Here is a 26,652-nt window from a genome sequence, read left to right as displayed (position 1 = left end):
GTCGAGGACGAGCGTGTTTCGTCGGCATCTTTCGTGGTCGCCGAGTCGGTCATCACCGGAAGGTTCTGGCCTGACGCCGAGGCAAAGGCCGAAGGCGCCGATGCGCTTGTCTATTACACGTCGACTTTCGTGGGAGCTGACAGCCTCAACGAGCTGATGGCCGCCAATCCTGACGTCGACTACAAGGTGGATCCGACCACCCCGATACCGTGGGGCTCGATAGCCATGACGGTCCTGCCGATCCTGTTCTTCGCCGGACTGCTGATCTTCCTGCTCACACAGATGCAGGGCGGCAACTCCAAAGTGATGAACTTCGGGAAGGCCAAGGCCAAGAAGATGACGCGCGATCAGCCGCGGATTACCTTCAAGGATGTGGCCGGCGTCGACGAAGCCCTTGAGGAGCTTGACGAGATCAAGGAGTTTCTCGCCAACCCCGCCAAGTTCCAGGCGCTGGGGGCCAAGATCCCCAAAGGTGTCCTGCTGGTGGGCCCTCCGGGCACGGGTAAGACGCTGCTCGCAAGGGCTGTTGCCGGCGAGGCGTCGGTGCCTTTCTTCTCGATCTCGGGATCGGACTTCGTCGAGATGTTCGTCGGCGTCGGCGCAAGCCGCGTGCGCGATCTCTTCGAGCAGGCCAAGGCCTCGAGCCCCTGCATCATCTTCATGGATGAGATCGATGCTGTGGGCCGCCAGCGTGGCGCGGGTCTCGGCGGCGGGCATGACGAGCGCGAGCAGACCCTCAACCAGCTTCTGGTCGAGATGGACGGCTTCGACATCAAGGACAACATCATCTTGATCGCGGCGACCAACCGCCCCGACATCCTCGACCCGGCGCTGCTGCGTCCCGGGCGTTTCGACAGGCAGATCGTCGTGGACCGGCCGGATCTCAAGGGCCGTCACGATATCCTCAAGATTCACAGCGCCGGCAAGCCCATGGAAGACGAGATTGATCTCGAGGTCCTGGCGCGCCGCACCCCCGGATTCACCGGAGCGGACCTCGCCAACCTGGTGAACGAGGCTGCGCTTCTGGCAGCCCGCCACGGCAAGAAGAAGATCGACATGCTCGAACTCGACGAGGCCATCGAGCGCGTGATCTCCGGACCCGAGCGCAAGAGCCGCATAATCTCCGAGGAGGAGAAGCGGGTCATCGCATACCACGAGGCCGGGCACGCCCTTGTCGGCCACGTGCTTACCCACACCGACCCGATTCACAAGATCTCGATCATCGCCCGAGGTCAGGCACTGGGTTACACGCTGGCGCTGCCTCAGGAAGACAGGTTCCTGAACTCCCGTAGCGAGATGCTCGACGATATCGCGATGTTGCTCGGCGGCCGCGTGGCAGAGTCGCTGGCGGTAGGCGAGATAACCACCGGCGCGAGCAACGACATCGAGCGGGCGACCAAGATCGCCAAGGCGATGGTGACGCGCTTCGGCATGTCGGAGAAGCTCGGGCCGCAGACGTTCGGCGATGCGACCCACGAGGTCTTCCTCGGCAGGGATTTCAGCGCGAATGCGGATTACAGTCCGGAGATCGCGTACGAGATCGACAAGGAGATCAAGACGCTCATCGACCAGTCGTATGACAGGGCGCGGGCGATTCTCATGGAGCGCCGTGACCAGCTCGAGCTGATCACCGACGTGCTCATCGAGCGCGAGACGGTCGATAAGGAGGAGCTCGCTGCGCTTCTCGAGAACCGCTGGGCCGAGTTCTTGGTGACCGAGAAGGAGGCCGAGGCCAAGAAGGCCGAGCAGGCCGAGAGCGGCGCCGAGGAGCAGAAGGCCGCGGCTTCCGAGGCTGAGGCCGCCGATGAGCCGCAAGCCGGGGATGCCGATCCGGACTCAAGCGATGGAACCGAAGTCCCGGACACCCCGCCGGTGATAGGCCGGGCGTGAACCGCGAGAAGATAGAGGCGGGCGTGAGGCTCATCCTCGAGGGCGTCGGGGAGGATCCCGACCGCGAGGGGCTGCTCGAAACGCCTCGGCGAGTAGCCGACATGTACTCGGAGGTCTTCGCCGGGATGACCGTCGACCCCGCCGAGCACTTCCGGGTGACCTTCAACGAGGCGCACCAGGAGATGGTGCTTCTGCGAGACATTGCGCTGTACTCGATGTGCGAGCATCACCTGACGCCGTTCATGGGGCGGGCGCATGTGGCCTACATCCCGGGCGAGGACGGCCGGATATGCGGCTTGTCGAAACTCGCTCGCGTGGTCGACGCGTACGCGCGACGCCCACAGGTCCAGGAGCGACTCACCTCGCAGATCGCCGATACGCTGGTGCGATGTCTCGAGCCGGCCGGAGTCATGGTCGTGATCGAGGCCGAGCATCTGTGCATGTCGATGCGTGGCGTGCAGAAGCCCGGATCGATAACGACGACCAGCGCCGTTCGGGGACTTTTCGAGAGTAACCCGGCCACCCGTGCCGAGGCCATGTCACTCATCACCATCGGCAGATAGGCGCGCTTGACGCGAAGGATCGGGCGATCATGGGCATCTGGAGATGCGGCACCATCGAACTGACTTGCGACCGTCCGCTGGTGATGGGCATCGTGAACGTGACGCCGGACTCCTTCTACGACGGCGGCCGCTACGGCTGCATCGAGAGCGCCGTCCGACACGCACAAGACCTCCTCGACGCCGGCGCTCACATGATCGACGTGGGCGGGGAGTCCACCCGTCCGGGCGCGGACGCGGTCGATCCCGATGAGGAAGCGGCCCGCGTGCTGCCCGTGGTGGCTGCTTTAGCTGCCGAAGGGGGCTTCCCGGTATCCGTCGACACGCGCCACGCGTCGGTGGCCGCAGCCGCCATCGAGATGGGCGCGAGCGTGATCAACGACGTCACCGGATTCGCTGACCCCAAGATGCGCCAGGTGGCCGCCGCTTCGGATGCGGGACTGGTGGTCATGCACATGCTCGGCGAGCCGACGACGATGCAGGAGCGGCCCGTCTACGACGACGTGGTCGCCGAGGTGAAGCAGCATCTACTTTCCCGAGCGGACGCGCTACTCGCCGAAGGAGTCGCACGCGAGCGCATCTGTTTGGATCCGGGGATAGGTTTTGGTAAGACGATCGAGCACAACCTGGCGCTGATGCGCTCGCTGCACGAGTTCGCTTCGGCAGGCTATCCGGTCATGCTGGGGGCGTCGCGCAAGCGCTTCATCGCGGACCTGTGTGGCGCATCGGCCGGCGGACCTAAGAATCGCCTGGGCGGCAGCATCGCCGCAGCGGTGATGGGTGCCGCAAGGGGTGCCGCCGTGATCCGGACGCACGATGTCGCCGAGACCGTCCAGGCCCTGTGTGTTGCCAGGGCACTATCTAGAGGGTGAGAGCCATGCGCGTCCACATCGGGCTGGGAAGCAATCTGGACCTGCCGGGCGGCGACAAGCTAGCCGCGATCGCCAAGGCGCTCGCGCATGTCGAGGCGCTCGAAGGGACCTCGGTGATGGCGGTCTCCTCGGCGGTTGAGAGCGAACCCTGGCCGAATGCGAGCAGCCCCGTCTTCGTGAACGCGGTGGCGATCATCGAGACTTCGCTGCAGGTGGAGAACCTGCTTGCGGCCGTCAAGGACATCGAGGTCGGGTTGGGGCGCGATCCCGGGGCCGAGCGCAACGCACCGCGGGTCATCGACATCGACATCCTGCTCGCGCAAGGCGAGGAGCGCACGAGCGGCGCGGCGATCATCCCGCACCTTCGGATGGCCGAGCGGGACTTCGTGATCACGCCGCTGCTCGAAGTCGACGCCGACGCGAGGTGGCCCGACGGGTCGCCGGTCACGCGGGATAGCGTGCGCGTCGGGCGCGTGGTCCGCGACTTGGGTCCGGTGCCGGGCTTCTCCCGCCCGCCATCGGTGGCGGCCGTCGGCCACGAGTGGGAGACCGTGCTGGAGTTCGGCGAGGATCCGGCGCCATTCTCGCGGGGGCCCGCGTTCGTGCTCGGCGGATTTCCGGGGCAGGTCGGTATGGCCGGGCAGGTCGAGGGCTCCTTGGCCGAGATGGTCCTGACGCAGGAGCGCATCGCATGGATGTGGGACCCGTTCGACCCCAAGCTCGCCAGCGATCCCTACGGGTTCACTCGGCGGTACACGCTCAAGGTGCCTGCGCCAGATGCCGTACGGGCGCGCGAGCTGCTTGCGTCGATCGCCGCGGCACCGATCGACTGGAGCGATGCGGGGGAGGAGTGATCGGGTAGTCGCTGAAAGTTGAATGTTCCGAGTGATGCCACGATAATGATTCTTGCGGGGCTGTAGATACCGGTGGAGGTCGATGGCGTGATTCCCATACTCAAGGACAAGCATGATGCGATCGTCTCCCTGTGTGAGCGACACCATGTATCCCGCATGTACGTGTTCGGGTCAGCAATTCGCGACGACTTTCGTCCCGGTGGAAGTGACATCGACCTGCTCGTTGAATTCGCGCCTATGGAGCCCTACGAGAAGGCCAAGTCCTACTTCGCCTTACTCGATGACCTCAAAGAGCTGCTTGGTTCAGATGTCGATCTCGTGTCCGCCGGTGCGGTCAAGAACCGCTTCATCGCGGCTGATATCGAGCTCACCAAGCAGGTGTTGTATGCCGCGTAGCGTCCTGGCATATCTGGCGGACATCATCGACGCTTGCGACACGATCGATCTTGCGCTCAAAGATATCGACCTCGCTGGTTACCAGAGCGATCCGATCATCCGCGCAGCTGTGGAGCGTCAGTTCATCACGATAGGAGAGGCCGTGAACACGTTGTCGCGGCTGGATCCTAGCTTGGCGCTGAGGATATCGCACGCTTCGATGATCGTCGGCTTTAGAAATCAGCTTACCCACGATTATCCGTCGATCGACGACGTAATCGTTTGGGGAATCGCCACCCACGAAGCCTCGGTGCTCAGAGGAGAGTGTTCGACTCTGCTCGATGAGCTCCACGCGGCCGACTGATACTCGTCGTGGACATCGAGGATGCCCCTGACCCCGCCTGATGATATACTGCGTTCTCACCCCGTACGGGACCGCTTGGATCTCCCGCAAGGAGGAGACTGAGACGGTAGAACCGGGAAAGGAGCGCCCATGGGCGACACAGCTTCCTCACAGAGACCACCACGGGTCTCGATTCTGACTTTGCTTGAGATGAAACGCGCAGCTCTACCTATCGCGATGCTCACCGCATACGACGCGCCTTCGGGCCGACTCGCCGATGAGGCCGGTGCCGATGTCGTGCTGGTCGGCGACTCGCTCGGCATGGTGGTGCTCGGCTACGACTCGACGCTTCCGGTCACACTCGACGACATGCTCCACCACGGTCGCGCTGTGGTGCGAGGCGTGCAGCGCGCGCTCGTCGTGGTCGACATGCCATTCATGACATTCCAGGTCACTGCCGCCGATGCGCTACGCAACGCCGGGAGCATACTCGCCGAGACAGGCGCACACGCCGTCAAGGTCGAGGGCGGAGCGACCATCGCGCCGACAGTACGCAGGCTCACCGAAGCCGGCATCCCGGTGATGGGCCACGTCGGCCTGACGCCGCAATCCGTGCACCAGCTCGGCGGATTCCGAGTGCAAGCCAAAGACGCGCAGGCGGCCAGGCGACTCCGCGACGACTGCCTCGCGCTGCAGGATGCGGGCGCGTTCGCGGTCGTCCTCGAGTGCATCCCCGCCGAACTCGCCGAGGTCGTCAGCTCGCAGCTTACGATCCCGACGATCGGCATCGGCGCGGGCGTCGGATGCGACGGGCAGGTGCAGGTCTTCCACGACATCCTCGGCCTTGGTGGTTCGAAGTCGCCCAGGCATGCGAAGCGTTACGCCGAGATCGGCTCGGCGATGACCCAGGCGCTCGGCGATTATGTCGCGCAGGTGCGGGGGCGCGAGTTCCCCGGCGATGAGCAGTCGACCCGGCTCGATCCCGCCGTGCACGCCGAAGTCCTTCGATCGCTGGAAGAAGGCTAGCCGGTGGAGAAGGTCGTATCGAAAGAGGAGGCGCGGCAGGCGATCGCCGATGCGGTGCGTGAAGGCAGGACGATCGCCTTCGTGCCGACGATGGGCGCCCTGCACGAAGGCCACCTGTCGCTGGTGCGCGCCGCCAAGCGCAAGCGGGCCGCGTACGTCGTGGCCTCGGTCTTCGTGAACCCCTCGCAGTTCGGCGAGTCGACGGATTTCGAGTCGTACCCGCGTGACCTGGCCAGGGACGCGTCGCTGCTCGCTGCCGAGGACGTCGATCTGCTCTTCGCCCCGACCGCCGAGGTGATGTACGGTCCCGGCGGCGGACTGGCACCCGGCGCGGCCACAGTCGACCCGGGCCCGCTCGGCGATCTCTGGGAAGGTAGCTCGCGCCCCGGGCACTTCGTGGGCGTCGCCACGGTCGTCGCCAAACTCTTCGGCATATTGAGACCGCAGCTCGCGTTCTTCGGCGAGAAGGATTATCAGCAGCTCCGCATCGTCGAGAAGGTCGTGCGGGACTTGGATATCGCGACCACGCTCGTCGCGTGCCCCGTCGTGCGTGACCGGGACGGACTCGCGCTCTCATCGAGAAACGCGCTGCTCGGCCCCGGCAATCGCACCGACGCGCTCGCGCTCTACGCTGCGCTGCAGGCGGCCGAAGGCGCGCTGGCTCGAGGCGAGGCGTCTGCCGACGCGCTCGAGGCCCTCATGGCCGCCGAGTTCGCCGCCAGACCCGGCGCCGATCTCGACTACGCGGTCGTCGTCGATCCGCTTACGCTCGCGCCGATGCCGGTGGTCGACCGCCCGGCGCGTGCGCTCGTGGCCGGCCGCGTCGGGTCGGTGCGCCTGATCGACAACGCACCGCTCACGCCGCCCTTGGACCGCCCATGAGCACCCACAACGCCATCGCGGAGCAGGTCCGAGGCCTTGCCGCCGAGCGCGGTGCGGTCATACTCGCTCACAACTATCAGCGCGCGGAAGTCCAGGACGTCGCGGATTTCGTCGGCGATTCGCTGGGGCTTTCCCGGCAGGCTGCGGCGACTTCGGCAGATGTGATCGTCTTTGCGGGAGTGCACTTCATGGCCGAGACCGCGAAGATCCTCTCGCCCACCAAGACGGTGCTGATGCCCGAACCGGCTGCCGGATGCCCGATGGCCGACATGATGTCCGCCGATGCCCTGGCGACGTGGCGCGCCGAGAACCCCGGGATCCCCGTGGTCACATACGTGAACTCGACCGCGGCGGTCAAATCGCTCACCGACATCTGCGTCACGAGCGCCAACGCTGTCGCCGTGGTCCGCTCCCTGGACGCGCCCAAGGTGCTTTTCGGCCCCGACCGCAATCTGGCGGCCTGGGTCGCGCGGGCGCTTCCCGAGGTCGAGATCGTCCCGTGGCCCGGATACTGCCCGATCCACGAGGAGGTCACGATTGCCCAGGTCTCCTCGGCGATGGAGACGCACCCCGATGCCGAGGTGCTGGTGCACCCAGAATGCCGCCCCGAGGTCGTCGATCTCGCACATGCGGTGCTCTCGACGAGCCAGATGCTCGCTCATGCGGCCGCCAGTCCGGCCGACGAGTTCATCGTGGTGACCGAGGAGGGCCTGCTGCACGCGCTATCGAAGGCCGCGCCGGGCAAGCGGTTTTTCAACATCGAGCCGAGGATGCTTTGCCCCAACATGAAGGTCACGACGATCGAGAAGGTCCGCGACTCGCTGCTGTTTGCGCAGCACGCGATCGACGTCGATGAAGATGTGGCCGCCCGGGCGCGGGCCGCCGTCGAGCGCATGATAGCCATTGGCTGACCTCGGCGGACAGAGGCGCTGCGACGTTCTCGTGGTGGGCAGCGGGATCGCGGGACTGACCGCGGCGCTGTGTCTCGCGGGCAAGCGCTCGGTCACGCTCGTCACGAAGTCGCGGGTCGAGGACACCAGCACGTGGCACGCGCAGGGAGGCATCGCCGGGGCGGTCGGGGAGACCGACTCGGTCGAGCTGCACCTGGCCGACACGCTGGCGGCCGGCGCGGGGATCAACGCCTCCGAGGTCGTGGAGGCGGTCGTGGGCGAGGCCGCCGAGGCCCTGCGCGAGCTGCAGGCGTTCGGGGTCGGCTTCGATCACTCGGCACCTGGGAAGGTGAGCCTGGCCCGCGAGGGCGGCCATTCGCTGCCGAGGGTCCTGCACTCGGGCGACGCGACCGGCGCGGCGGTGCAAGACGCGCTGTCGAGATGCGTTCGGCAGGCCGCCGGGGTCGAGATTCTCGAGGAGCGTTTCCTTGTCGACCTGCTGGTCGAAGAGGGCCGCTGCACGGGTGCGATCGTCCGCGACATGACCACCGGGATCGCCGAAGTGTGCCGCGCCGACGCCGTCGTGCTCGCGACCGGCGGCTGCGGGCAGGTCTATCGCGTGACCACCAACCCTGCGATAGCAACCGGCGACGGGGTAGCGGCCGCGTGGCGCGCCGGGGCCGAGATCGCTGACCTCGAGTTCGTGCAGTTCCACCCGACGGCTCTGGACCACGAGTCGAGCCCCAAGTTCCTCATCACCGAAGCCCTGCGCGGCGAAGGTGCCTACCTGCTGGACTGCGCCGAGCAGCGCTTCATGCTTGGCCTCCATCCGCTCGCCGAACTCGCCCCGCGCGACGTGGTCAGCCGCGAAATCGAGAGCGTCATGGCGCGCTGCGGGCGCCCGAACGTGTGGCTCGACGCGCGCCATCTGGGCGGCGACTATCTCAAGCAGCGCTTCCCGACCATCTGGGAGATGTGCGTCGAAGCCGGATACAACCTGGCGACCGACCTCATCCCCGTGGCACCTGCCGCCCACTACATGATCGGCGGCGTACGGGTCGACATCGACGGACGCTCCTCGCTTGCGGGCCTCTTCGCCACCGGCGAGGTCGCGGCGAGCGGGCTGCACGGAGCGAACCGACTCGCATCCAACTCGCTTTTGGAGGGGCTGGTGTTCTCTCGGCGGATCGCGCGAGCGTTACTTGCCGAGGAGCCCTCGGCGCACGCGGAGCCCGCGGCGGACTCGGAGCCCGCAGCGGCCCCGCGCTCGGAGGCCCCGCAGGTCGCGGCCGCCACACCCGGCGCCCTCGCAGGCGCTGCGATCCGCGAGCAGCTGCAGGAGGTGATGTCGAGCTTCGTCGGCGTCACGCGCTCGGCGGAGTCGCTCGCACACGCGACTCGCGAGATTGCTGCGCTCGCCAGTGCGCCCGAGGCCGCGGCCGACCCCGAACTCGCGAACCTGCTCACAGTCGCCGGGCTCATCACGCAGGCCGCTGCTGCGCGCGAGGAGACCCGCGGGACCCACCATCGCGACGACTTCCCCGACCGCCGAGACGACCGCTGGCGCGGCCACCTGGTCTGGCGCCGCGGCGAGTCCGCCAGGTTCGAGCCGACGAAGGGCGGTGACGCCGGATGACCGGCCACCAGCGACCGCTCGTCGAGGTCCCGCCCGCCGACGACATCATCGCGCTCGCACTCGCCGAAGACCTCGGCGTCGACGCCTCACTGCTGCGCATCCCCGGCGGCGCGCCCGATCTGCTCGACCGCGACGTCACCTCGGCAGCGCTCGTCCCGGCGGACGCAGTCTTCGAGGGCCGCATCGTCCTGCGCTCCGAAGGCGTGCTGTGCGGCCTGCCGATTGCTGCGCGGGTGTGGGAGATGCTCTCCTCGGCAGTCGGGCTTGCTCGCGGAGTCGAGGTCGAGCCGCTGCTGCTGGAGGGCACGGGTGTCTCGGCGGGTATCGCGGTCGCGCGCGTGAGCGGTCCTGCGCGAGCGGTCCTCGCTGGCGAGCGGAGTGCGCTCAATGCGCTCATGGTGCTCTCAGGCGTCGCCACGACGGCTGCGCGCTGGCAGGCCGAGGCGGGCGACGGGCTCGCGGTCGTCGACACCCGCAAGACGCTGCCCGGGCTGCGTGGCCTCTCGAAGTACGCCGTGCGCATCGGCGGCGCGCATAACCACCGCGTGGGGCTGTACGACATGGTGCTCGTCAAGGACAACCACATCCGCTTCGCCGGGTCGATCGCCGAAGCCGTCGTCACGGCGCGCACGCACGCACCGGGCCTTCGGGTGCAGGTCGAGGCCGATGCCGCCGAGCAGGCCATCGAGGCCGTCGCCGCAGGCGCGGACATGCTGTTGCTCGACAACATGGATGACGCTGCACTCAAGCATGCGATCGGGGTCGTGCGCGAGGTTGCCGCTCGGCGTGGGGCTCAGGTGCTCATCGAGGCGAGCGGATCGGTGGCTTTCGAACGGCTCGCGGCGCTTCGCGAGGTCGGGGTCGACAGGGTCTCGACGAGTGCGCTCACCCTCGCGCCGCCGCTGGATTACGGGCTGGACGAGGGCTGAGGCGGAGAGTGGATCGCAGAAAAGCAGAAACCGCCCTGGTGGACGGTTTCGCGCCCTGCACCTCAGCACAGGGGTAATCTGACAACCATACTGCTCTTCGGCCTGTGCCCTGTCAACAGCTATTGCACCGAGTAGTCGTAGAATCCTTCGCCGGCTTTGCGGCCGGATTTACCTTCCTCGACCAATTGCCGAAGCATCGGTCTAGGCGCGTAGGCAGTATCCCCAAGCCGATCATGTAGGTCGTCCATGATGTTGACGACGACATCCAGTCCGATCAAATCGGCAAGGGCCAACGGGCCCATCGGGTGGTTCAGTCCAAGGCGAATGGCCTCATCGATGTCCTCGGCGGGCGCGACGCCATCCTCGAGTGCGCGAACAGCCTCGTTGAGCAGCGGCATCAGAACTCTGTTGACGACGAACCCGGGGCTGTTGGCTACTCGGACTGGGATCTTACCAAGCGCTAGGCTCAGCTCGAACAGCCGCTCGTCAGTATCATCATCGGTCTGGGGCGCCCGCACGACTTCCACGAGCCGCATCCTGATCGGCGGGTTGAAGAAGTGCATTCCCCCGAAGCGCATCGGGTGCTCGAGTGCGCTGGCGAGAACATCGAGAGGGAGCGAGGAGGTGTTCGTGGCGATGAGACACTCGGAAGAAACGGCCTGCTCTATGCTGCGCAATACCGCAAGCTTCGGTTCGACCTCTTCTACGACTGCTTCAATCACCAGATCGCACTCGGCTAAGCTCGCAAGATCGTCTGAGAGGGCCAAGCTTGAGAGTGCGACGGCGAGTTGTTCGTCGTCCATGACGCGCACTAGTCGTGACTCGACCTTGGCTTTGGCGATCTCCAGGCGCTCCAGTGAGCGAGCCACCCAGACCACCTCGAGACCTCTTGCCAAGAAGAGTTCCACCAAGCCACGCGCCATCACGCCCGACCCCACTATACCGATGCGATATTCTGCCGCTGTCTGTCCGGCACCGAGGCTCAGCTTATCGCCGATCGCAACAGGCGCGTCGTGTTTCGAGATTGCGTGGCCGCCGTCATCGAGCATCACAAGCGCACACCAGTAAGGCACGTCCTCGTGCCCCAGCGATGGCGCGGCGACTTCGGTGACTGCGATGACCTTCCCGCTTCGCTCTCCGGTCTCGGCGAGAGGGGAACGACAGACGGTGCACTCATCGAATGGATAGCCGTACCTGCGTCCGCAACCCTGGCATGACCGCACACTCATGAGGGCCTCCCTAGGACCTGCACTGCGCAGGTTCCGCCGACGCCACCGACATTGTGGGTCACGGCCACGCGTGCATCACGCACTTGGCGATCCCCGGCCTCGCCTCTGAGTTGTTGGCAGGCTTCGTACACCTGACCGACGCCGGTGGCGCTGATAGCGTGTCCGCCAGCCTTCAGGCCGCCGCTCGGATTGATCGGCAGCTCGCCGCCGGTACTCGTTTGCCCGGCTCGGATGAGATCGACGGCTTCTCCGGGAGCGGCCAGCCCAAGATCCTCCATTGCCACGATCTCGGCGATGGTGAAGCAATCGTGAACCTCGGCGAGATCGATGTCCGACGGGGATATCCCGGCCTGGGCGTAGGCCATCCGTGCCGCCTCGCGCGCGCTGGCGAACGTGTCGTGCTCGTCGCGCTGTGCCAGTGAGATGACATCCGTGCTCAATCCGGTGCCGATCAAAGGCACGCTGCGTGCATCCTTCGCCTCCGCCGACAGAATCACTGCCGAAGCACCGTCAGACACAGGGCAGCAATCGAACAGTCGCAGTGGAGTAGCAACGGTCGCCCCGCAATCTATATCGGCCTGGCTCACCTGCTTGTGATAGAAGTGGGCCAGCGGATTGAGCTGTGCATTGGCGTGGTTCTTGAGGCTGAGGATCTCGAAGTCGTCGGTGCGTGTGCCGTATCGCTGCATGTGACGCTGAGCTACCAGGGCGTAGGATGCGGGAAAGTTCAGTCCCTGCAGCTGATCGAGGATCACATCTCCGGCCATGCCGATGTTGCGGGTGAGTTCACCGGTCGGACGGCCGGATAGCCGCTCAACCCCGATGACCAGGATGGGATCGTAAGCAGCCAGCATGTGGACCGCTTGATGCACCGCCGCTCCTCCGGAAGCGCACGCTGCTTCCACTCGCCAGCCCGGTCGCCGCACACCTGGAAACAGGCCAGCAATCACAGAGTTGAGGTGTAGTTGGGACTCGTTAGGCCCGCCGAGGAAATTGGCGACAATGAACGCCTCGATATCCTCTATCGACATCCCCGCATCATCCAGGGCGCCGAGAATGGCCTCTTGTGCGAGACGGGGCATCGCATGAGTGGAAGGGCCGAAGCGGGTTTTTCCAGCGCCGATAACATAGCAGCTCAATCGATTCGCCCTTTCGAGTCAGTCGGCCATCATGGTTGATGCAACCATACGGTTTTCGGTCGGTGTATACAACCAACGGCACACTCTTTGATTAGGGGATTCTCGGATGGTTGCGCATGCAATATCATCGAGAGCATCCGCTGGGATCTCCTCGGCGATCGAAAAGGTTACGGACGGGCACGTTACCATGAATGCCATCACAGGAATCCCCATCATCGATTGGGCCTTGGGCCTATTGGATTACCACGGGTACGCGCTCGTGGTGTTCTTCACGACTTTCGAGAACCTGTTCATCATCGGGTCGTTCACGCCTGGCGAGACGATCGTGATCGCCTCGGCGTTCCTGACCTCGCCTGAGACGGGCACTTTGTGGCTTCCGGCGGTCTGGATCAGCTCGGTGGTGGGCACGGTGGTCGGGTCGAACATCTCGTACTTCTTCGGACTCAAGGGCGGGCGCAACACCCTGCTCAAGTACGGCCATCGCTTCCACATCACCGAGGAGCGCGTCGCCGAGGCCGAGGCATACTTCGAGGTGCATGGCCCCAAGGCGGTCTTCTTCGCGCGCTTCGCCACCGGCCTGAAGAACTTCGTGCCGGTCATCGCCGGCGTGACCCGGATGCGCATTCTCCACTTCCAGGGGTGGACGCTTTTGGGCGCCATCGCACAGACTTCGCTCATGTGCGCCATAGGCGTGCTGGTCGGGGAGAACTTCGACAAGGCCCTCGATATCGCACGTGGCTTCGGGATATTCGGGTTGCTGCTGTTCACCACGGTGATTACGCTGGCCATCCTCGCCAGAAGGCGCTTCTACAGGAAGCGTCGCGAGAAGGTTCTCGAGGAGGCCATGCACCTCCATGAGATCGAGGGGTCTGCCGCCGAGGATGTGCTCGCCGAGAGTGCGCCCACCGCCGAGAGCGCGTCAGCCAGCGAGCCACCCGCCAGCGACCGATGAGCACCCGACGATCCGACGTGCTCGCCGCGCTGATCGAGGCCGATGGCGCCGCGGTCTCGGGCGAAGAACTCGCCGCCCGCCTCGGTGTCAGCCGCGCTGCCATCGCGAAGCACATCGCCGCCCTGGGTGCCCTAGGCTACCAGGTCGAGGCGGTGACCGGAGTCGGATACTCGCTGGTAGCCGCTCCTGACCTTCCCGTGCCCGGAGCCGTCCGCGCCTTTGTGCGCGACCCGATGTGGGTCCGGCTGGAAGGCGGGGTCGAGACCGGCTCGACCAACGACGACGCGCGCACGCTCGCCCGCGAAGGCGCTCCGCACGGGACCGTCGTGCTCGCCGCCAGGCAGACCGCTGGGCGCGGACGCCTGGGTCGAACGTGGGAGTCGCCCGAAGGTGGCCTCTACCTCTCGGCGATCCTCAGGCCCCAAGTGGGCCTCGCCGACCTAGCGCCGATGGCGCTCGTGATCTCCCTCGGCGTGGCGCGCGGGCTTGCCGGTCTCGGCGTCGATCCGAGCTTGAAGTGGCCCAACGACCTGCTGCTGGGCCCCGGGAAGCTCGCGGGCGTGCTCATCGAGATGTCTGCCGAGGCGGACCGCGCCGAGTGGATGGTCGCAGGCGTCGGCATCAACGTCCGGCCGTCGGCCACTCGGATTGAAGGCGCCGGCTATCTCGCGGATGTGGCGAGCCCACAGGCCGATCTTCGGCTGGCGAACGTCGCTGCGGTCGTGCTCGACGGGATCGCCTCGGCATTCGCCGAGTGGAGCACACGGGGATTCGAGGCCCTGCGCGAGGAGTATGAGCGCCGGTCGATGTTCGCCGGTGCCGATGTGGTGGTGCGCGACGTGACCGGAGCTGTACGCGCCGCCGGGATCGTGCAGGGGATCGACGGGCTCGGGCGGCTCGTGCTGCACGCCGAAGGTGGGGCGGTCGCGGTTGTCTCGGCAGGTGACGTGACGCTTCGGGGGAGCGCCGAGTAGGGCGCGGTGCTTGACGGCGGGCCTCGGCGTGCGTATTGTAAACCGACTACAAACGAAGGTTTACAAGTGGAGATGACAATGACATCAAGCCCGGCCCCCGCAACCAGAGACAGACTTTTCAGCGTCCGAGACGTCACGACCATCGCCCTGTTCGCAGCGGTCATCTCGGCGTCTGCCGTGATTTCCATCCCGATCGGCGCGGTGCCAATCACCCTGCAGGTCTTCGCGGTCCTGCTCGCCGGCCTGCTCCTGCGCCCGCTGGCGGCGTTCGCGGCCGTGGGCGTGTACCTGCTCCTCGGCGCTGCCGGCGTGCCCGTGTTCGCGGGCTTCGCATCCGGCATCGGCGTGCTCATCGGCCCCACCGGCGGCTATCTCTTCGGGTTCGCAGCGGCAGCGCTGGCGGTCGCACTGCTGGTCAAAGCGTTCTCCGGCAGGGTCACCCCCATCATCGCCGAAGGCATCGCCTGCGCAGTCGGAGTCGCGGTGATCTACGTGCTCGGCTGGGCCCAGCTCATGCTTGTAACCGGTCTTTCACCCGCCGAGGCATTCATCGGGGGCGTCGCACCATTCATCGTGCTCGATATCGCAAAGGCCGCGGTCGCGGTCGGAGTGGCCGCATCGATCCGCCGAACCGGGCTCGTGAGCGTCAGAACGGCGGCCTGAAGACCCGACCTTCCTCGATGTCAGACCCCTGAGTAATATAGGTCGTGTAACTTTGTTCCGCGATCGATAGGGGAAAGATGAGCAGGTCGTTCAAGTTCGTCCACACAGCTGACATCCACCTAGACGCACCGTTCGTTGGAGTCAGCGCCAAGGACGTCAGGGTTCAAGAGGAGCTCATCAGGGCGACCTATGCGGCGCTCGACCGCGTCGCCACCATCGCCGTGGAGCGCCAAGTCGATTTCGTGGTTGTCGCAGGTGATATATACAACACCAAGGACAAGAGCACGCGAGCCCAGCTTCGCTTCCGCTCCGTGATGCAGCGACTTGCCGAGGCAAACATTGGCGTCTACCTCGTCCACGGCAACCACGATCCCGCCAACGGGTACTCGGCTGGACTCGACATGCCCGACAACGTGCACTACTTCTCCACGACCAAGGTCGAACGCATCGAGGTCAAGGACGCCTCCGGTCAGACCCTTTGCGCACTGTACGGGCAGGGTTTCGGGACAGCCGTTGTGACCGACAACCTAGCCCGTCGTTTCTCTCGGCAGGCCGGAGACGAGACCGCGATCGGGGTGTTGCACGCCAACGTCGGCGGCCAGCAGGGATACGAGAACTACGCTCCTTGCACTCTGCAGGACCTGCGAGACGCCAAGATGGATTACTGGGCACTGGGCCACATCCATAAGAAGCAGGATCTTGGGGATTCTCCCAAGATTCGCTATTGCGGCAGCCCACAGGGCCTCAACCCCAAGGAGGATGGTGCTCACGGCTGCTGGGTGGTGACGATGAACCGCGGTGAGGTGACCGAAGAGGAGTTCGTCGAGACCGACTCGGTGCGCTGGCATCAAACAACCATCGATGTAGGACAGATGAACAAGGTCGATGACCTTGTCGACGCGCTGAGGGATGAGTGCACCCGTTGCCGCGTGGAGTCGGGCGGCCGCCCCGCCATCGTCAGGATCGATCTTGTCGGCCGCACCGAGGTGAATGCTTCGATCTCAAGGGGAAGCACCTTCGACGAAGTGGTCGAGGAGCTACGCCGCGAACAACTCGAAGCGACCCCGTGGCTTTTGGTCGAGCGCGTACGCAATCGCACTCACCCTGCGTTCGATATCGAGTTCTTGCGTGAGGTAGAGGACTTCACGGGTGACCTGATCCGGTTCACCGACACGCTAGAGGGCCACACGGCGGCCAAAGCGTTTTTGGGTGAAGTGCTGGGAGGCGTCGACACAGCCTTCGGCGAGTTCGAACGAGACGAGGCGGAGTTGATCAGAAGAGCTCGCGACCTGAGCTTGAGCCGCCTTTTGGAGGAGGACCGATGATGAGACTAAAGAGAGTGGTGGCCGAACATTTCGGCAGGCTCAAAGGCGCACAACTCGGTGATCTTGATAAGGGCTTGAATGTGGTTCTTGGCCCCAACGAGGTCGGAAAGACCAGCTTTGCCAATCTGGTAAGGCAGCTCTTCTACGGATTCGCTGGTAAGCGCGGCGGTGAAGCCGCATACGTCGTAGATGACGGCAAGCGTCAGGGGCTGCTGGTCTTAACAGACGGCAGCGGTGAGTGGAGCGTCAAGCGAGTGGACGGAGCCCACGGTGGACCTGTCAGTGTCACTGCCCTGAGTGGTGCAGATCAGCCGGACATCCTCAACAACGTCACATCGGGTATCAGCAGGGAGGCCTTCAGGGTCGTCTTGGGCTTCGGATTGTCCGAGTTGGCCGAGATCGAGAAGGGGAGTGCTTCAAACGATGGAGTTTTGTCGCGACTGTTCGCTGCGCAGGCAGGTCTGGCGGTCAATCCCGCCGACGTGAAGGCCGACCTCGAGAAGGAAGCGGGCGAGCTTTGGGCACCGAGCAAGTCCAAGCCGATCCTCAATCAACTCAAGGCTCAGATCAAGGCAATCAAGTCCGAGATAACGCAGCTGGAGGCCAAGGCGAGCGGATACGCCGCTGACCAGGAGAGGTACAGAAATCTCTCCGACGAGCTGGAAGAGGCTCGAACAGCGAGAGAGCAGGCGCAGAGAGCGGCCAAGGCGCTAGCCGTTTACGAACAAGAGCTACGGACACTCGAGGGCACTCGGGAAGAGATGCGCAAGCAGATAGCTTCGGCCGGGCCGGATCTGGAGCGAGCGAATCAGGCTCTGGGTAGCATCAAGGTCGATGACGACCTGTTCGCTGCAACCCCCGCCATCGAGGCGGTGTTGAGTGATTTATCCGGTTTCGAACAGCAAATGAGTGCTATCGCTAATCACGATTCGAGCATCATCGAACTGGAAGCTAGAACGAAGACGATCCTTGGGGATGTCGGGATAACCGCTACGCAGGCTCAGGATGCTGACATCACACCAGACAGCATCGCGGGCATCGAGAAGTGGCGCGCCCAGCTCGTCAAGAAGGAGCATGCTTCCGATGAGGCCACACGCAAAGCGCAGGACCTTGCGGCTAGATGCGAGGAGTCCGAACAAGTCACAGAGGCCACTGCGCAACCTGCATCGTCTGGATACCGTTCGCCGGGAATCATCATGGCGGCCACCGGACTTCTACTGGTTGCATCGGGGGCTGCGCTGGGTGAGATAGTCTCGCTGGTGCTTGGGTTGGCTGTGTTGGGAGCCGGCGCATTCTTCCTCTGGCGCAGTCGTGGGGCGGGACCATCCAAGCAGCCAGAGTCTGCGCCGGCCGAGATCGCAGTGCAAATGAAATCTGCGAAGCGGGACGCCGAGCTTCGCCGGGCCGAGTTCGAATCTGATCTGCAAGGTTGGAGCCAGTGGCTGACCAGCAAAAGTCTGGATTGTGCGGGCGAGAATCCCACGGCGGTAGCAACGACCGTGGCTGCCATAAAAGAGTGGAGATCTGTGGTTGCGGACCTAGACAAGGTTCGTGCGCTGCGATCCAAAAACGAGGCATGGTGCGAGGACTATCTTGAGCGTCTGAACAAAGCCGTTGAAGGATTGAGGGGCCTTCCCTCGGCATCCTCGCTCGTGGATGTCGCAAGTGCTGCGGCTAGCATCAAACACATGAAAGATCAGAACACGGCTGCCATGCATCAACGCGAGACAGTCAGGCGCACGATCGAGCGACTCGCGGATGATTTGGCCAAGTGGCAAAACGAGCTGGAAGCGACTCGGAGCAAGATTGAGGAGGTGCTGGAGAAGGTCGGCCTGTCTCCGGGTGCCGATGTGGCTCAGCTAAGCGCCCTAAGCCAGGAAGCCGATTTGGAGGCAAAAGTCCTGGGCGAGAAGTATGACGATGTGTTGCGAAATCATACGGAACTCAAGCAAAAGCTGGGTGAAGAGGAGCGGGATTCCTCGATGGCTGCGGCAAGGCTCGAGATGACGGGCCTCGAAGAGTTGGTCCAGCAGAAGCTAGAGGAGTATGCCGTCCTCGCGATAGCGGCCCGGCTCGTCGAGCGCACCCAAAAGGAGCATGAGAAGAACCGTCAGCCAGCCGTGATTCAACGTGCCGGTCAGATTTTCGCCGACATCACGGAGGGGCGTTACACGGGAGTCGTCGTGCCGGGTGACGGTCGTTTCATCGTCCTCAATGGGAATTCGGATGCGATACCCTCGTCGGAGTTGTCGACGGGCACGGTGCAGCAACTCTATCTCGCGCTGCGCTTCGCCCTGATCGAGACCCTAGATGCAGTGGGGGTTGGACTGCCCGTGATAATGGATGACGTCCTGGTCAATGCCGACCCCACCAGGAGGGAAGGGCTGGCAAGGGCGATCGTCGAGCTGTCCGGACATCGCCAGGTCATTTTCTTCACGTGTCATCCTGAGACTGCGGAGCTACTCAGCGGCGTGGCAGACCCAAAGAACGGCATGCCCGGCGTGAAGCGGATCAGTCTTTCAGGGCCGGCAGCCTGACCGTGAAGCAGGTGCCGTTCGGGGTCAGGTTCTCGACGTCGATCTCGCCAGCGTGTCTGCTAACGATCGACTGCACTATCGCCAGCCCGAGACCAGCGCCTCCGGTCGTTCGGTCTCGGCTGGCCGACGTGCGATAGAAGCGATCGAAGATATGGGGGAGCGACTCCTCGTCGATGCCTGGACCTTCGTCACTCACGGTTACCACGGAGAACGCACCCTCGTGTCGCATCTCCAGGGTCACAGCTCCGCCCCGAGGAGTATGCCTTGAGGCGTTGTCGAGCAGGTTTGCAATCACCTGCTGTAGCCGATCCGGATCGCCGAGAACATCTGGTGCATCGCCGCTGACCCTGACATCGATACCGCGCTCCGATGTGGTGTGTTCCAGCGAGTCGACTGCGCCCAAGACGATCGATCGAAGCCTCGCTCTCCTCATCGGCAGCTCTCCGGTGGCTCCTTCGATGCGCTGTAGCGCGAGCAGGTCCTCGGCGAGTCGGGAAAGGCGCTCCGACTCCTTGACGATCGTGGCTAAGAATCGCTTCGTGTCTTCTGGCTCAACGTCGCCCTGCGCAAGTGTCTCCGCCGTGCCCCGTATCGCGGTGAGAGGACTCCGGATCTCGTGGCTAACATCGGAGACGAACCGGGACTTGCGCCTTTCCTCCCGCCGAAGCTCGTCGACCATCTCGCTGACTTGATCGGCCATCGTGTTGAAGGCCTCAGCAGCGGTGCGTGTTTCCTGCGGTCCTTGTGGAAGCACTCGTACTCCCAGGTCACCGGCCGCGAACATCTGTGCGCTGGATGCAATGTTGCGAAGTGGTCGTGCGAGCCAGCGAGACAGGATTTCTGCAAGCATGAACGTTGCCAGTGTGAAGATCACCGCCAGTAGCATCAGCGTGGCAGCATGATCGCGCAGTAGGGTCAGGCGCGAGAAAGTCTCTGCTGAAGCCACTGCGATTCCGATGACATCACCATTGTCCAGCATCGGCAAAGCAACAGTGAGCCTGATTCTACCGTCAGTCCCAGGTCGGCTCTCCACCCCGACCGAGCCTTCCATGGCTGAACGAACCTCGGGAAGATCCCCGAGTCCACTGCCACTAGCTGCAAGATTCCCCGAAACGGCGACAGGGACACCGTCGGGTTTGAGTATCGCAAGGTTCGAGTTGACCTCCAGAGCCGATTCCCGCAGCGCAGCACTCAGGGTCTCTCTGTCCTCGAGCCCCGTTTCGGCGGCGATGGCGGTCAGTAGCCGGGCCTCGGCGGTTAGGCGTTCCTCAAGTTTGCGGATGCCGTACGCTTGGACTTCCTCCAGGAAGTACCACGAAAGCGGCCCAGCAGCTGCGATAGCTATGACCAGCAAGGATATCAGCAGTTGTGTTCGTATCGAAGTTCGCACGGTACTTCCTCGGCGAAGGGGAGGGGCACGATCACGCCATCAAGGCGCGATCCGGTAGCCGTAGCCTCGGACGGTCTCGATCACGCCCGGGTCGACTTTGGCGAGTTCGAGCTTGTCGCGCAGCCGCTTGATGTGGGTGTCGACGGTCTTCGTCTCGACCAGGTGCTCCCACTGCCAGGCCTGCCGAAGTAGGTGCTCGCGACTGAGAACCATCCCAGGCTGAGCCATCAGCGTTGCCAACAATTCGAACTCTCGGGGTGTCAGGTCGATGACCCCATCGCCGAAGGTCGCCGAGTGGGTTCCTTTGTCCAGAACGATCCCGGAAACCTCGAGGCGCTGGCCGCCCGCGTCTGACTCCTGCGCCTTGTGAGTGGATCGACGCAACAGCGCACGCACGCGGGCCAGCAACTCATGGATGCCGAAGGGCTTGGCGAGATAGTCGTCACCGCCAAGCTCCAATCCAACGACCTTGTCTATCTCGGTGTCCCTCGCCGACAAAAAGAGAAGGGGCACGTTTGAGTGCTCTCGGATTCGCTTGCACACCTCATACCCGTCAATCCCCGGCAGCATGATGTCGAGTATCACGAGGTCGAACATTGTGCGCTCGGCAAGTGACACTGCGGTGTCGCCGTCGGCAGCAGTGATGACCTCGTAGCCTTCCTTCTTCAGGTTGTACGATATGAACTCGAGGATGGATTGCTCGTCGTCGACGACGAGGACCTTCGGGGGTGCGGTTCCTCCCACCATACGATCTCCGTTTCTAGGCTTCACCGGCGCAGGTTCGATGATAACATGCACGTTGGACGCCTCTTATTTCTGAGGACTGACTGTTGATTTGAGGATGACCAGCTCATGATCCTGACGATTGACATAGGCAACACACAGACCGTGCTGGGGCTTTTTGGCACCACGGATTCGGCGACGCTGCACTCCCACTGGCGGATATCGACAGACGCCATGCAGACCACAGACGAGCTCAAGGTAAAGCTCGCCGCTCTTCTCTCGGCGAACGGGAGGTCCTGGGGGGATATCGATGCGATCGTGATCGCTAGCGTCGTGCCCAGACTGACCGGCGCCTACGAGGAACTTGCGATCGATGCGACTGGCCAGCCACCCGTTGTTGTCGGCCCCGGAGTCAAGACCGGCATGCCGATACGCTATGACAACCCGCATGAGGTTGGAGCCGATCGCATCGCCAACAGCGTTGCCGCAGTCGAAGACTTCGGGGCTCCGGTGATTGTGGTCGACTTCGGGACTGCGACCACGCTCGACGTAGTAGATGCAGAGGGCGCGTACATCGGTGGCGCTATCGCCCCTGGTGTGGAGACCAGCGCCGAAGCGCTCTTCAAGAAGGCCGCGCGCCTATCCGTCGTTGACCTCGAAGCGCCCGAGACTGTCATCGGGACGAGCACCCGATCGAGCATCCAGGCAGGACTCGTCTTCGGCGAGGCGGTGATGGTCGACGGGTTGGTCAGGCGCATATGGGAAGAGCTGGGCGCCGAGACCCCGGTCATCGCTACCGGTGGTCTGGCTGAGCGTATGAGGCCTCTGTGCGCCACCATCACGCACTCCGACGTCGACCTCACGCTCAAGGGACTGCTCCTCATCTACGCGCGCAGCAAGGGTATCGATTCATGAGGTTCTACCGGATCGGCAACAAAGTCATCAGCCGAGACAAGCTTTTCGCAGTAATCGACGAGATACTCACCGACCGCGAGAACGGCTCCACGCAAGAAGAGGTGGCTAGCTCCCACAAGGTGCAGCGCACGTTCGTGTCCTTCCTCGAGTCGCTTGGCGAAGTCCGCCGAGGTCCCAAGGTGGCCCTGGTCGGCTTCCCGGTATCCAATGCCGACCCTGTCATCTCCCTTGCGGAGAGCAAAGGCTTGGATTTCGTGCTCGTCTTCTCGCAAAAGGAGCGTGAAGACGTCGAGTCGGCGTCGGGGTACGACGTCTTCAATCGGCTTCTGGAGACACTTGCGGCCCTACGCGACTTCGACCTGGTGGTCCTGATGGCCAGCGACTGGCGCATCGACCTCGTCGAACGCATCCTCGGTGCTGAAGTCATCGGCATTCCGCTCGGGACCTCACCTTTGCGTGAGGACGTCGAGGTGGATCTTGTCGCACTCGAAACACTCCTCGACGACGTTCTGTCCGCTCGCTCGGGTCAGGGGCGCAGCGGTCGTGTGAGCGCGGTGCTGCGTGAGGCAGCCGACAAGGCGGAGAGGTGGTCCGCATCAAGAAGGTCGTAGGAGTCTCCATCGGGCCTTCCTCCAGGGACCATACCCTAGAGATCGAGCTTGGCGGAGAGATGTTCACCATCAGCCGAGTCGGTACAGACGGCTCAATCGAGCGCGCTGCACAGATCCTCGGAGAGTTGGACGGCAAGGTCGATGCCTTCGGCATGGGCGGAATCGACATGTACCTCAAGGCGGCAGGGCGTCGCTATTACTTCCGAGACGCCAAGAAGCTCAAGGCCGCCGCAGGGAATACCCCGATCGTTGATGGTAGCGGCCTGAAGGGGGCGGTCGAGGCGGGTGTCGTGCGTCACTTGATCGACGAATGTGGTCTGGAGTTCAAGGGCAAGAAGGCCCTGGTCACTTCGGCGGTGGACAGATGGGGGATGGCGCAGGCTCTGCGCGATGCTGGATGCGAGATGGCCTTCGGGGACCTGATGTTCGCCCTTGGCCTTCCGTTCCCAATCAGAAGATGGTCGACACTGGTGGCTTGTGTGAAGGTAGTGACTCCTGTGGCGGTCCAGCTGCCGTTCGCATGGCTTTATCAATCGACGAACGGGAGTGTGCCAGCTCCCGAACCTAAGCCCTCCATTTCACGCCTATACCGTTGGGCCGACGTCATCGCTGGGGACTGGCACTACATCAAACGACATATGCCTGAGGACATGACAGGGAAGTGGATCATCACCAACACCACGACAGCCGACGATGTCGAGCTGTGCAGGAGTCGAGGTGTAGAGCTGCTGGTTACCAGCACTCCGAGACTCGAGGGAAGGTCTTTCGGCACCAATGTGATAGAGGCCGCTCTGGTTGCCCTCGATGGTCGCCAAGGTGAGCTTTCGGAGCAAAGATACCTTGAGTTGCTAGCCAGCGTGGGCTTTCGGCCGGATATCCAGCGATTCGGCATATGAATTGCTGTCACGAATCGCAATGATTCCTGATTGTTGCAGGCCTCGATAGGTGATATCATCAGACCGTTCAGGCAGCAGTTTAGAGATTGGTGCGTTCCTCAGGCTAGCACTCCCGGTCAAGGCTCCCTGATGTTCGCTTACGCTGCGGCGAAGTGTGTCCAATGAAAGGAGTCGAATACCGTGAACAAGCGTGCTCGGAATCGATTGATCGGCATCTCGGCCATTGTCGTGTTCGCTGTAGCAGCGATTCTCGTTGGGTCCGGCGCCGATGGGGCATACTCGAAGACCGTCAGTGAAGTCTCCGGAAACGAGCAATACGCTGGGGATAGGGTACGAGTCACCGGAACCGTCATTGATGGCTCGTGGAATCGCAAGACGACCCCGATGATTTTCGCAATCCGTAACGAGGGCGCCACCGACGGGCCGCAGCTGACCGTCGAGTATGAGGGAACCGTACCTGCGACATTCGGCGATGGAGTTGTGGCGATAATCACCGGTACGCTGGATGAAGCGAGCGCCAAGATAACATCCCAAGACATGGTCACACAGTGTCCCTCACGCTACGAATCAATCGAAGGGGCGCTTAGCGTAGACGACCTCCTCGGCGACACCGCCCCAGGATATCGCGTTGTCACCGGGTTCGTAGTGGCCGGTAGCATCGCTCCGATTACCGAAGAGTTCCGCTTCAGTGTCCAGAATTCTGCCGACGGCGGCAGCGTGGTGCCCGTGTTCTACGAGGGCGCACTGCCTGAGGGCATGGACTCCGGATCGCAGGTGGTTCTCGGCGGAGAGCTTGATGACAAAGGGACATTCGTGGCAGTTTCAGTGGCGCTGTCAAAGGCCGAGCAGTAGTGATACATCGCATCTTTGAGGACAGTCAGGTCATCAAACTGATGCGTGAGCGTGCAATGTCATCTCAATGCAACAGATCGAAGGGAGCGTTCATACCTCAATGATTACACTCGGAATCGTTTTCTTGGCGCTAGCGCTGATCTCCACGGTCGTTTCGGTAGTCGCGCTTTTCTGGGGCCATAGACTTGGACCCAAGGAGGGGGAAGGGGCTACCACTCTAGGTTACTATGCGACGTTTGCAGCGATGGGTGCCGCTACGATCTCCTGTGCCGTCATCGTGCTGGCGTTCTTCCGCGAGGATTTCACCTTCATGTACGTCGCACAACAGCATCCAACGGATGTCTCTAATCTCAGGTGGCTGTATCAGTTCTCGGCTATCTGGGCAGGGCGTGAGGGCTCGTTCATGTTCTGGATGTGGCTGATTACCCTCTTCGGATCCTATGTTGCCTGGAAGCGGATGCAGGAGATGGACAGGCTATCTAACATAGCCATCGCAGTTATCAACATCGTACAAGGCATCTTCCTTGCCAAGCTGTTCACCGATGGACACTTCCCGTTCAAGGTATCCCCGCCGGAGTGGTTCGGTCCTACGGGAGAGCTACTAACGACGACCGCGATGAATCCAATGCTGCAGCACTGGGCGATGATCGTACATCCACCTACGTTGTTCATCGGCTACGCAGGATTCACGGTGCCATTTGCATTCGCGATGGCAGCCCTGATCGTCAACGACGGGTCGAAGAACTGGGTCATTCGTTCGGACAGAATAACCGTCTTTGCATGGGTGTTTCTCGCACTGGGTAACGGCATCGGAGCCGTTTGGGCGTACGTCGTGCTTGGCTGGGGTGGATACTGGGCGTGGGATCCGGTCGAAAACGCATCGTTCATCCCTCAGCTGACCGGTCTGGCGTTGATGCACAGCTTCGTAGTCTATCGCCGACGTGAGGGCTTCAAGTGGTGGTCGATCATGATGGCGGCCGGTACCTTCTCTGCCTGTATCCTGGGAACCTTCATTGTGCGCTCCGGAGTCATCCAGTCGGTTCATGCTTGGACCGATGATCCGCTGTCTCTTTGGATGTTCGGCGCGATGATGATAATCCCGCTTCTGCTGGCTATCTACGGCTTGTGGTACCGGGGTGCGGAGTTCCGCAACGAGTATCAGTTCGAGTCACTCACTTCCAAGGAGTCATCCTTCTACTTCACCAACGTAATCATGGCCCTGTCCTCCATCGTCATCGTCGGATTGACGCTCTCACCGGCTTTCGGCGGGAAAGTGTATGGGCGGGACACCTTTGATGCGCTTGCCCATCCGTTCGGTCTGATATTCGTGCTACTCATGGCGATCTGTCCGATGTTGTCGTGGCTCAAAACCGACAAGGCGAACTTCTGGCGACGGATAAAGTGGCCTATCATCAGCGCTGCAGTGCTGAGCGTTCCGTTCCTAGCTATCTGGTATTACAAGCTACTTCCAATCCTGATGAGGACCGGTTCCGCTTCAGTTCTTGAGCCCGTCCCGCTAATCATCTTCTACTCGATCGTCGGGAACATAATCGGAGCACTTGCGATCACCTCAGCGATCTACCTGTTCGTGTCTGCGACCAAGCAACGTGCCAAGGCTAAGAGCGAGTCGTACCTGAAGGCTTTCGGCAACATTTTGGTGAAGGCTCGCAGGCAGTCAGGCGGTTACATTGCTCACCTTGGAATGGGTATCATCCTGATTGGATTGATTGGCTCCTCGATGTACGTCGATCAAACCAGGCCATCCGTTGAGAACGTCCCAGGGGCCCAGATCAACGTCGGAGGCTACGACCTCATACTCAGGGAAGTCGATCAGTATCAGAAGGACAACGGCGACATTCGAACATTCGCCATCTTCGATGTCTACTTCGAAGGAGAGCATCTGGGTGTTGCGGACCCGGGCAAGGTCGAGTTCTTCAGGCAGCAGCAGACCCAGCTTCATGCTGATGTCGTTGTCGAGTTCTTCCGAGATGTCTTCATGGTCTTCGAGGGCGTTCAGGACGGCCGTGTCGTACTTCAGGTCAAGATCAACCCTCTGATTTCGTGGGTGTGGTTCGGGTTCGGAGTGCTCACCGTTGGAGCAGCATGGGCGATGTGGCCCAGGCGAGAGGATGACCCTGTCAAGTTAGCCGCACGCAAGGCTATGCCCGCAAAGAAAAGGTAGCCAGTAG

The 26,652-nt window shown here is 62.9% G+C and carries 25 protein-coding genes; 21 read left to right on the top strand and 4 right to left on the bottom strand.

Annotated features, from left to right (window positions below; translation table 11 throughout):
* The 11 genes from ftsH to nadC all read left to right on the top strand — a co-directional run.
* Nucleotides 1-1,890: ATP-dependent zinc metalloprotease FtsH (gene ftsH, locus M1617_01150; protein ID MCL5886903.1), on the top strand; the 1,890-nt coding region annotated here is incomplete at its 5' end.
* Nucleotides 1,887-2,453 carry a GTP cyclohydrolase I FolE gene (folE, locus tag M1617_01145; protein ID MCL5886902.1) on the top strand — a complete coding sequence of 189 codons (567 nt, stop codon included), beginning with the start codon at nt 1,887-1,889 and terminating at the stop codon, nt 2,451-2,453. The genes ftsH and folE, both read left to right, overlap by 4 nt.
* 29 nt (nt 2,454-2,482) lie before the next feature.
* Nucleotides 2,483-3,322, top strand: coding sequence for a dihydropteroate synthase (folP, locus tag M1617_01140; protein MCL5886901.1), 840 nt, complete (start codon nt 2,483-2,485; stop codon nt 3,320-3,322).
* Nucleotides 3,323-3,327: 5 nt separating this feature from the next.
* Nucleotides 3,328-4,176, top strand: coding sequence for a 2-amino-4-hydroxy-6-hydroxymethyldihydropteridine diphosphokinase (gene folK / locus M1617_01135; GenBank protein MCL5886900.1), 849 nt, complete (start codon nt 3,328-3,330; stop codon nt 4,174-4,176).
* Nucleotides 4,177-4,263: 87 nt separating this feature from the next.
* The gene (locus M1617_01130; protein MCL5886899.1) at nt 4,264-4,572 is read left to right on the top strand and encodes a nucleotidyltransferase domain-containing protein; all 309 of its coding nucleotides are present in this window, start codon (nt 4,264-4,266) and stop codon (nt 4,570-4,572) included.
* Entirely contained in the window at nt 4,562-4,915 is a 354-nt protein-coding gene (locus M1617_01125; protein ID MCL5886898.1) for a DUF86 domain-containing protein, read from the top strand. Before M1617_01130 ends, M1617_01125 begins: the two co-directional genes overlap by 11 nt.
* A 129-nt stretch (nt 4,916-5,044) precedes the next feature.
* On the top strand, nt 5,045-5,920 hold the full coding sequence (gene panB, locus M1617_01120; GenBank protein ID MCL5886897.1) for a 3-methyl-2-oxobutanoate hydroxymethyltransferase: 876 nt from the start codon (nt 5,045-5,047) through the stop codon (nt 5,918-5,920).
* Between the two features lie 3 nt (nt 5,921-5,923).
* Nucleotides 5,924-6,802 (top strand): pantoate--beta-alanine ligase, encoded by an 879-nt coding sequence (gene panC / locus M1617_01115; GenBank protein MCL5886896.1) that lies wholly within the window; start codon nt 5,924-5,926, stop codon nt 6,800-6,802.
* The gene (nadA, locus tag M1617_01110; GenBank protein ID MCL5886895.1) at nt 6,799-7,713 is read left to right on the top strand and encodes a quinolinate synthase NadA; all 915 of its coding nucleotides are present in this window, start codon (nt 6,799-6,801) and stop codon (nt 7,711-7,713) included. Before panC ends, nadA begins: the two co-directional genes overlap by 4 nt.
* A complete protein-coding gene (gene nadB / locus M1617_01105) occupies nt 7,706-9,328 on the top strand; it encodes an L-aspartate oxidase (protein MCL5886894.1) in 1,623 nt (540 codons plus the stop codon). The genes nadA and nadB overlap by 8 nt, the downstream gene beginning before the upstream one ends.
* A complete protein-coding gene (gene nadC, locus M1617_01100) occupies nt 9,325-10,257 on the top strand; it encodes a carboxylating nicotinate-nucleotide diphosphorylase (GenBank protein MCL5886893.1) in 933 nt (310 codons plus the stop codon). The genes nadB and nadC overlap by 4 nt, the downstream gene beginning before the upstream one ends.
* Before the next feature lie 119 nt (nt 10,258-10,376).
* On the opposite strand, the gene M1617_01095 is transcribed toward nadC, so the two are convergent.
* Complete coding sequence (locus M1617_01095) at nt 10,377-11,486, bottom strand: 3-hydroxyacyl-CoA dehydrogenase NAD-binding domain-containing protein (protein MCL5886892.1); 1,110 nt, start codon at nt 11,484-11,486, stop codon at nt 10,377-10,379.
* Entirely contained in the window at nt 11,483-12,625 is a 1,143-nt protein-coding gene (locus M1617_01090) for a thiolase domain-containing protein (protein MCL5886891.1), read from the bottom strand. The genes M1617_01095 and M1617_01090 overlap by 4 nt, the downstream gene beginning before the upstream one ends.
* Nucleotides 12,626-12,812: 187 nt before the next feature.
* Between M1617_01090 and M1617_01085 the strand changes: the two genes are divergently transcribed.
* The 5 genes from M1617_01085 to M1617_01065 all read left to right on the top strand — a co-directional run bounded on the left by M1617_01085 (nt 12,813) and on the right by M1617_01065 (nt 19,076).
* A complete protein-coding gene (locus M1617_01085) occupies nt 12,813-13,577 on the top strand; it encodes a DedA family protein (protein ID MCL5886890.1) in 765 nt (254 codons plus the stop codon).
* Nucleotides 13,574-14,551 carry a biotin--[acetyl-CoA-carboxylase] ligase gene (locus tag M1617_01080; protein MCL5886889.1) on the top strand — a complete coding sequence of 326 codons (978 nt, stop codon included), beginning with the start codon at nt 13,574-13,576 and terminating at the stop codon, nt 14,549-14,551. The genes M1617_01085 and M1617_01080 overlap by 4 nt, the downstream gene beginning before the upstream one ends.
* A gap of 78 nt (nt 14,552-14,629) precedes the next feature.
* Nucleotides 14,630-15,214, top strand: a complete 585-nt coding sequence (locus M1617_01075) for a biotin transporter BioY (protein MCL5886888.1) — start codon at nt 14,630-14,632, stop codon at nt 15,212-15,214.
* Between the two features lie 77 nt (nt 15,215-15,291).
* Nucleotides 15,292-16,539: a DNA repair exonuclease gene (locus M1617_01070; GenBank protein ID MCL5886887.1), complete on the top strand. Its 1,248-nt coding sequence runs from the start codon at nt 15,292-15,294 to the stop codon at nt 16,537-16,539.
* Nucleotides 16,536-19,076: an AAA family ATPase gene (locus M1617_01065; protein ID MCL5886886.1), complete on the top strand. Its 2,541-nt coding sequence runs from the start codon at nt 16,536-16,538 to the stop codon at nt 19,074-19,076. The genes M1617_01070 and M1617_01065 overlap by 4 nt, the downstream gene beginning before the upstream one ends.
* Here the strand turns inward: M1617_01065 and M1617_01060 are convergent.
* Together M1617_01060 and M1617_01055 are read right to left on the bottom strand one after the other, a co-directional pair.
* Nucleotides 19,051-20,466 carry a HAMP domain-containing histidine kinase gene (locus tag M1617_01060; protein MCL5886885.1) on the bottom strand — a complete coding sequence of 472 codons (1,416 nt, stop codon included), beginning with the start codon at nt 20,464-20,466 and terminating at the stop codon, nt 19,051-19,053. The two genes, M1617_01065 and M1617_01060, sit on opposite strands and share 26 nt — an antisense overlap.
* A gap of 39 nt (nt 20,467-20,505) precedes the next feature.
* Entirely contained in the window at nt 20,506-21,213 is a 708-nt protein-coding gene (locus M1617_01055; protein MCL5886884.1) for a response regulator transcription factor, read from the bottom strand.
* A 105-nt stretch (nt 21,214-21,318) separates the two neighbouring features.
* On the opposite strand from M1617_01055, the gene M1617_01050 reads away from it, so the two are divergent.
* The 5 genes from M1617_01050 (at nt 21,319) to ccsA (ending at nt 26,645) form a co-directional block, all read left to right on the top strand.
* Nucleotides 21,319-22,104, top strand: a complete 786-nt coding sequence (locus M1617_01050) for a type III pantothenate kinase (GenBank protein ID MCL5886883.1) — start codon at nt 21,319-21,321, stop codon at nt 22,102-22,104.
* The gene (locus M1617_01045) at nt 22,101-22,715 is read left to right on the top strand and encodes a transcriptional regulator (GenBank protein MCL5886882.1); all 615 of its coding nucleotides are present in this window, start codon (nt 22,101-22,103) and stop codon (nt 22,713-22,715) included. The genes M1617_01050 and M1617_01045 overlap by 4 nt, the downstream gene beginning before the upstream one ends.
* Nucleotides 22,700-23,611: a quinate 5-dehydrogenase gene (locus M1617_01040; GenBank protein MCL5886881.1), complete on the top strand. Its 912-nt coding sequence runs from the start codon at nt 22,700-22,702 to the stop codon at nt 23,609-23,611. Before M1617_01045 ends, M1617_01040 begins: the two co-directional genes overlap by 16 nt.
* A 180-nt stretch (nt 23,612-23,791) precedes the next feature.
* Entirely contained in the window at nt 23,792-24,463 is a 672-nt protein-coding gene (locus M1617_01035) for a cytochrome c maturation protein CcmE (GenBank protein MCL5886880.1), read from the top strand.
* Between the two features lie 100 nt (nt 24,464-24,563).
* On the top strand, nt 24,564-26,645 hold the full coding sequence (gene ccsA, locus M1617_01030) for a cytochrome c biogenesis protein CcsA (GenBank protein ID MCL5886879.1): 2,082 nt from the start codon (nt 24,564-24,566) through the stop codon (nt 26,643-26,645).
* The last annotated feature ends 7 nt before the right edge of the window (nt 26,646-26,652 follow it).

This window comes from Actinomycetota bacterium (genome assembly GCA_023488435.1).
Classification (GTDB): domain Bacteria; phylum Actinomycetota; class Coriobacteriia; order Anaerosomatales; family UBA912; genus UBA912.
The sequence above is the reverse complement of the archived record's forward strand: the minus strand, read 5'-3'. Positions and strand labels throughout refer to the sequence as shown.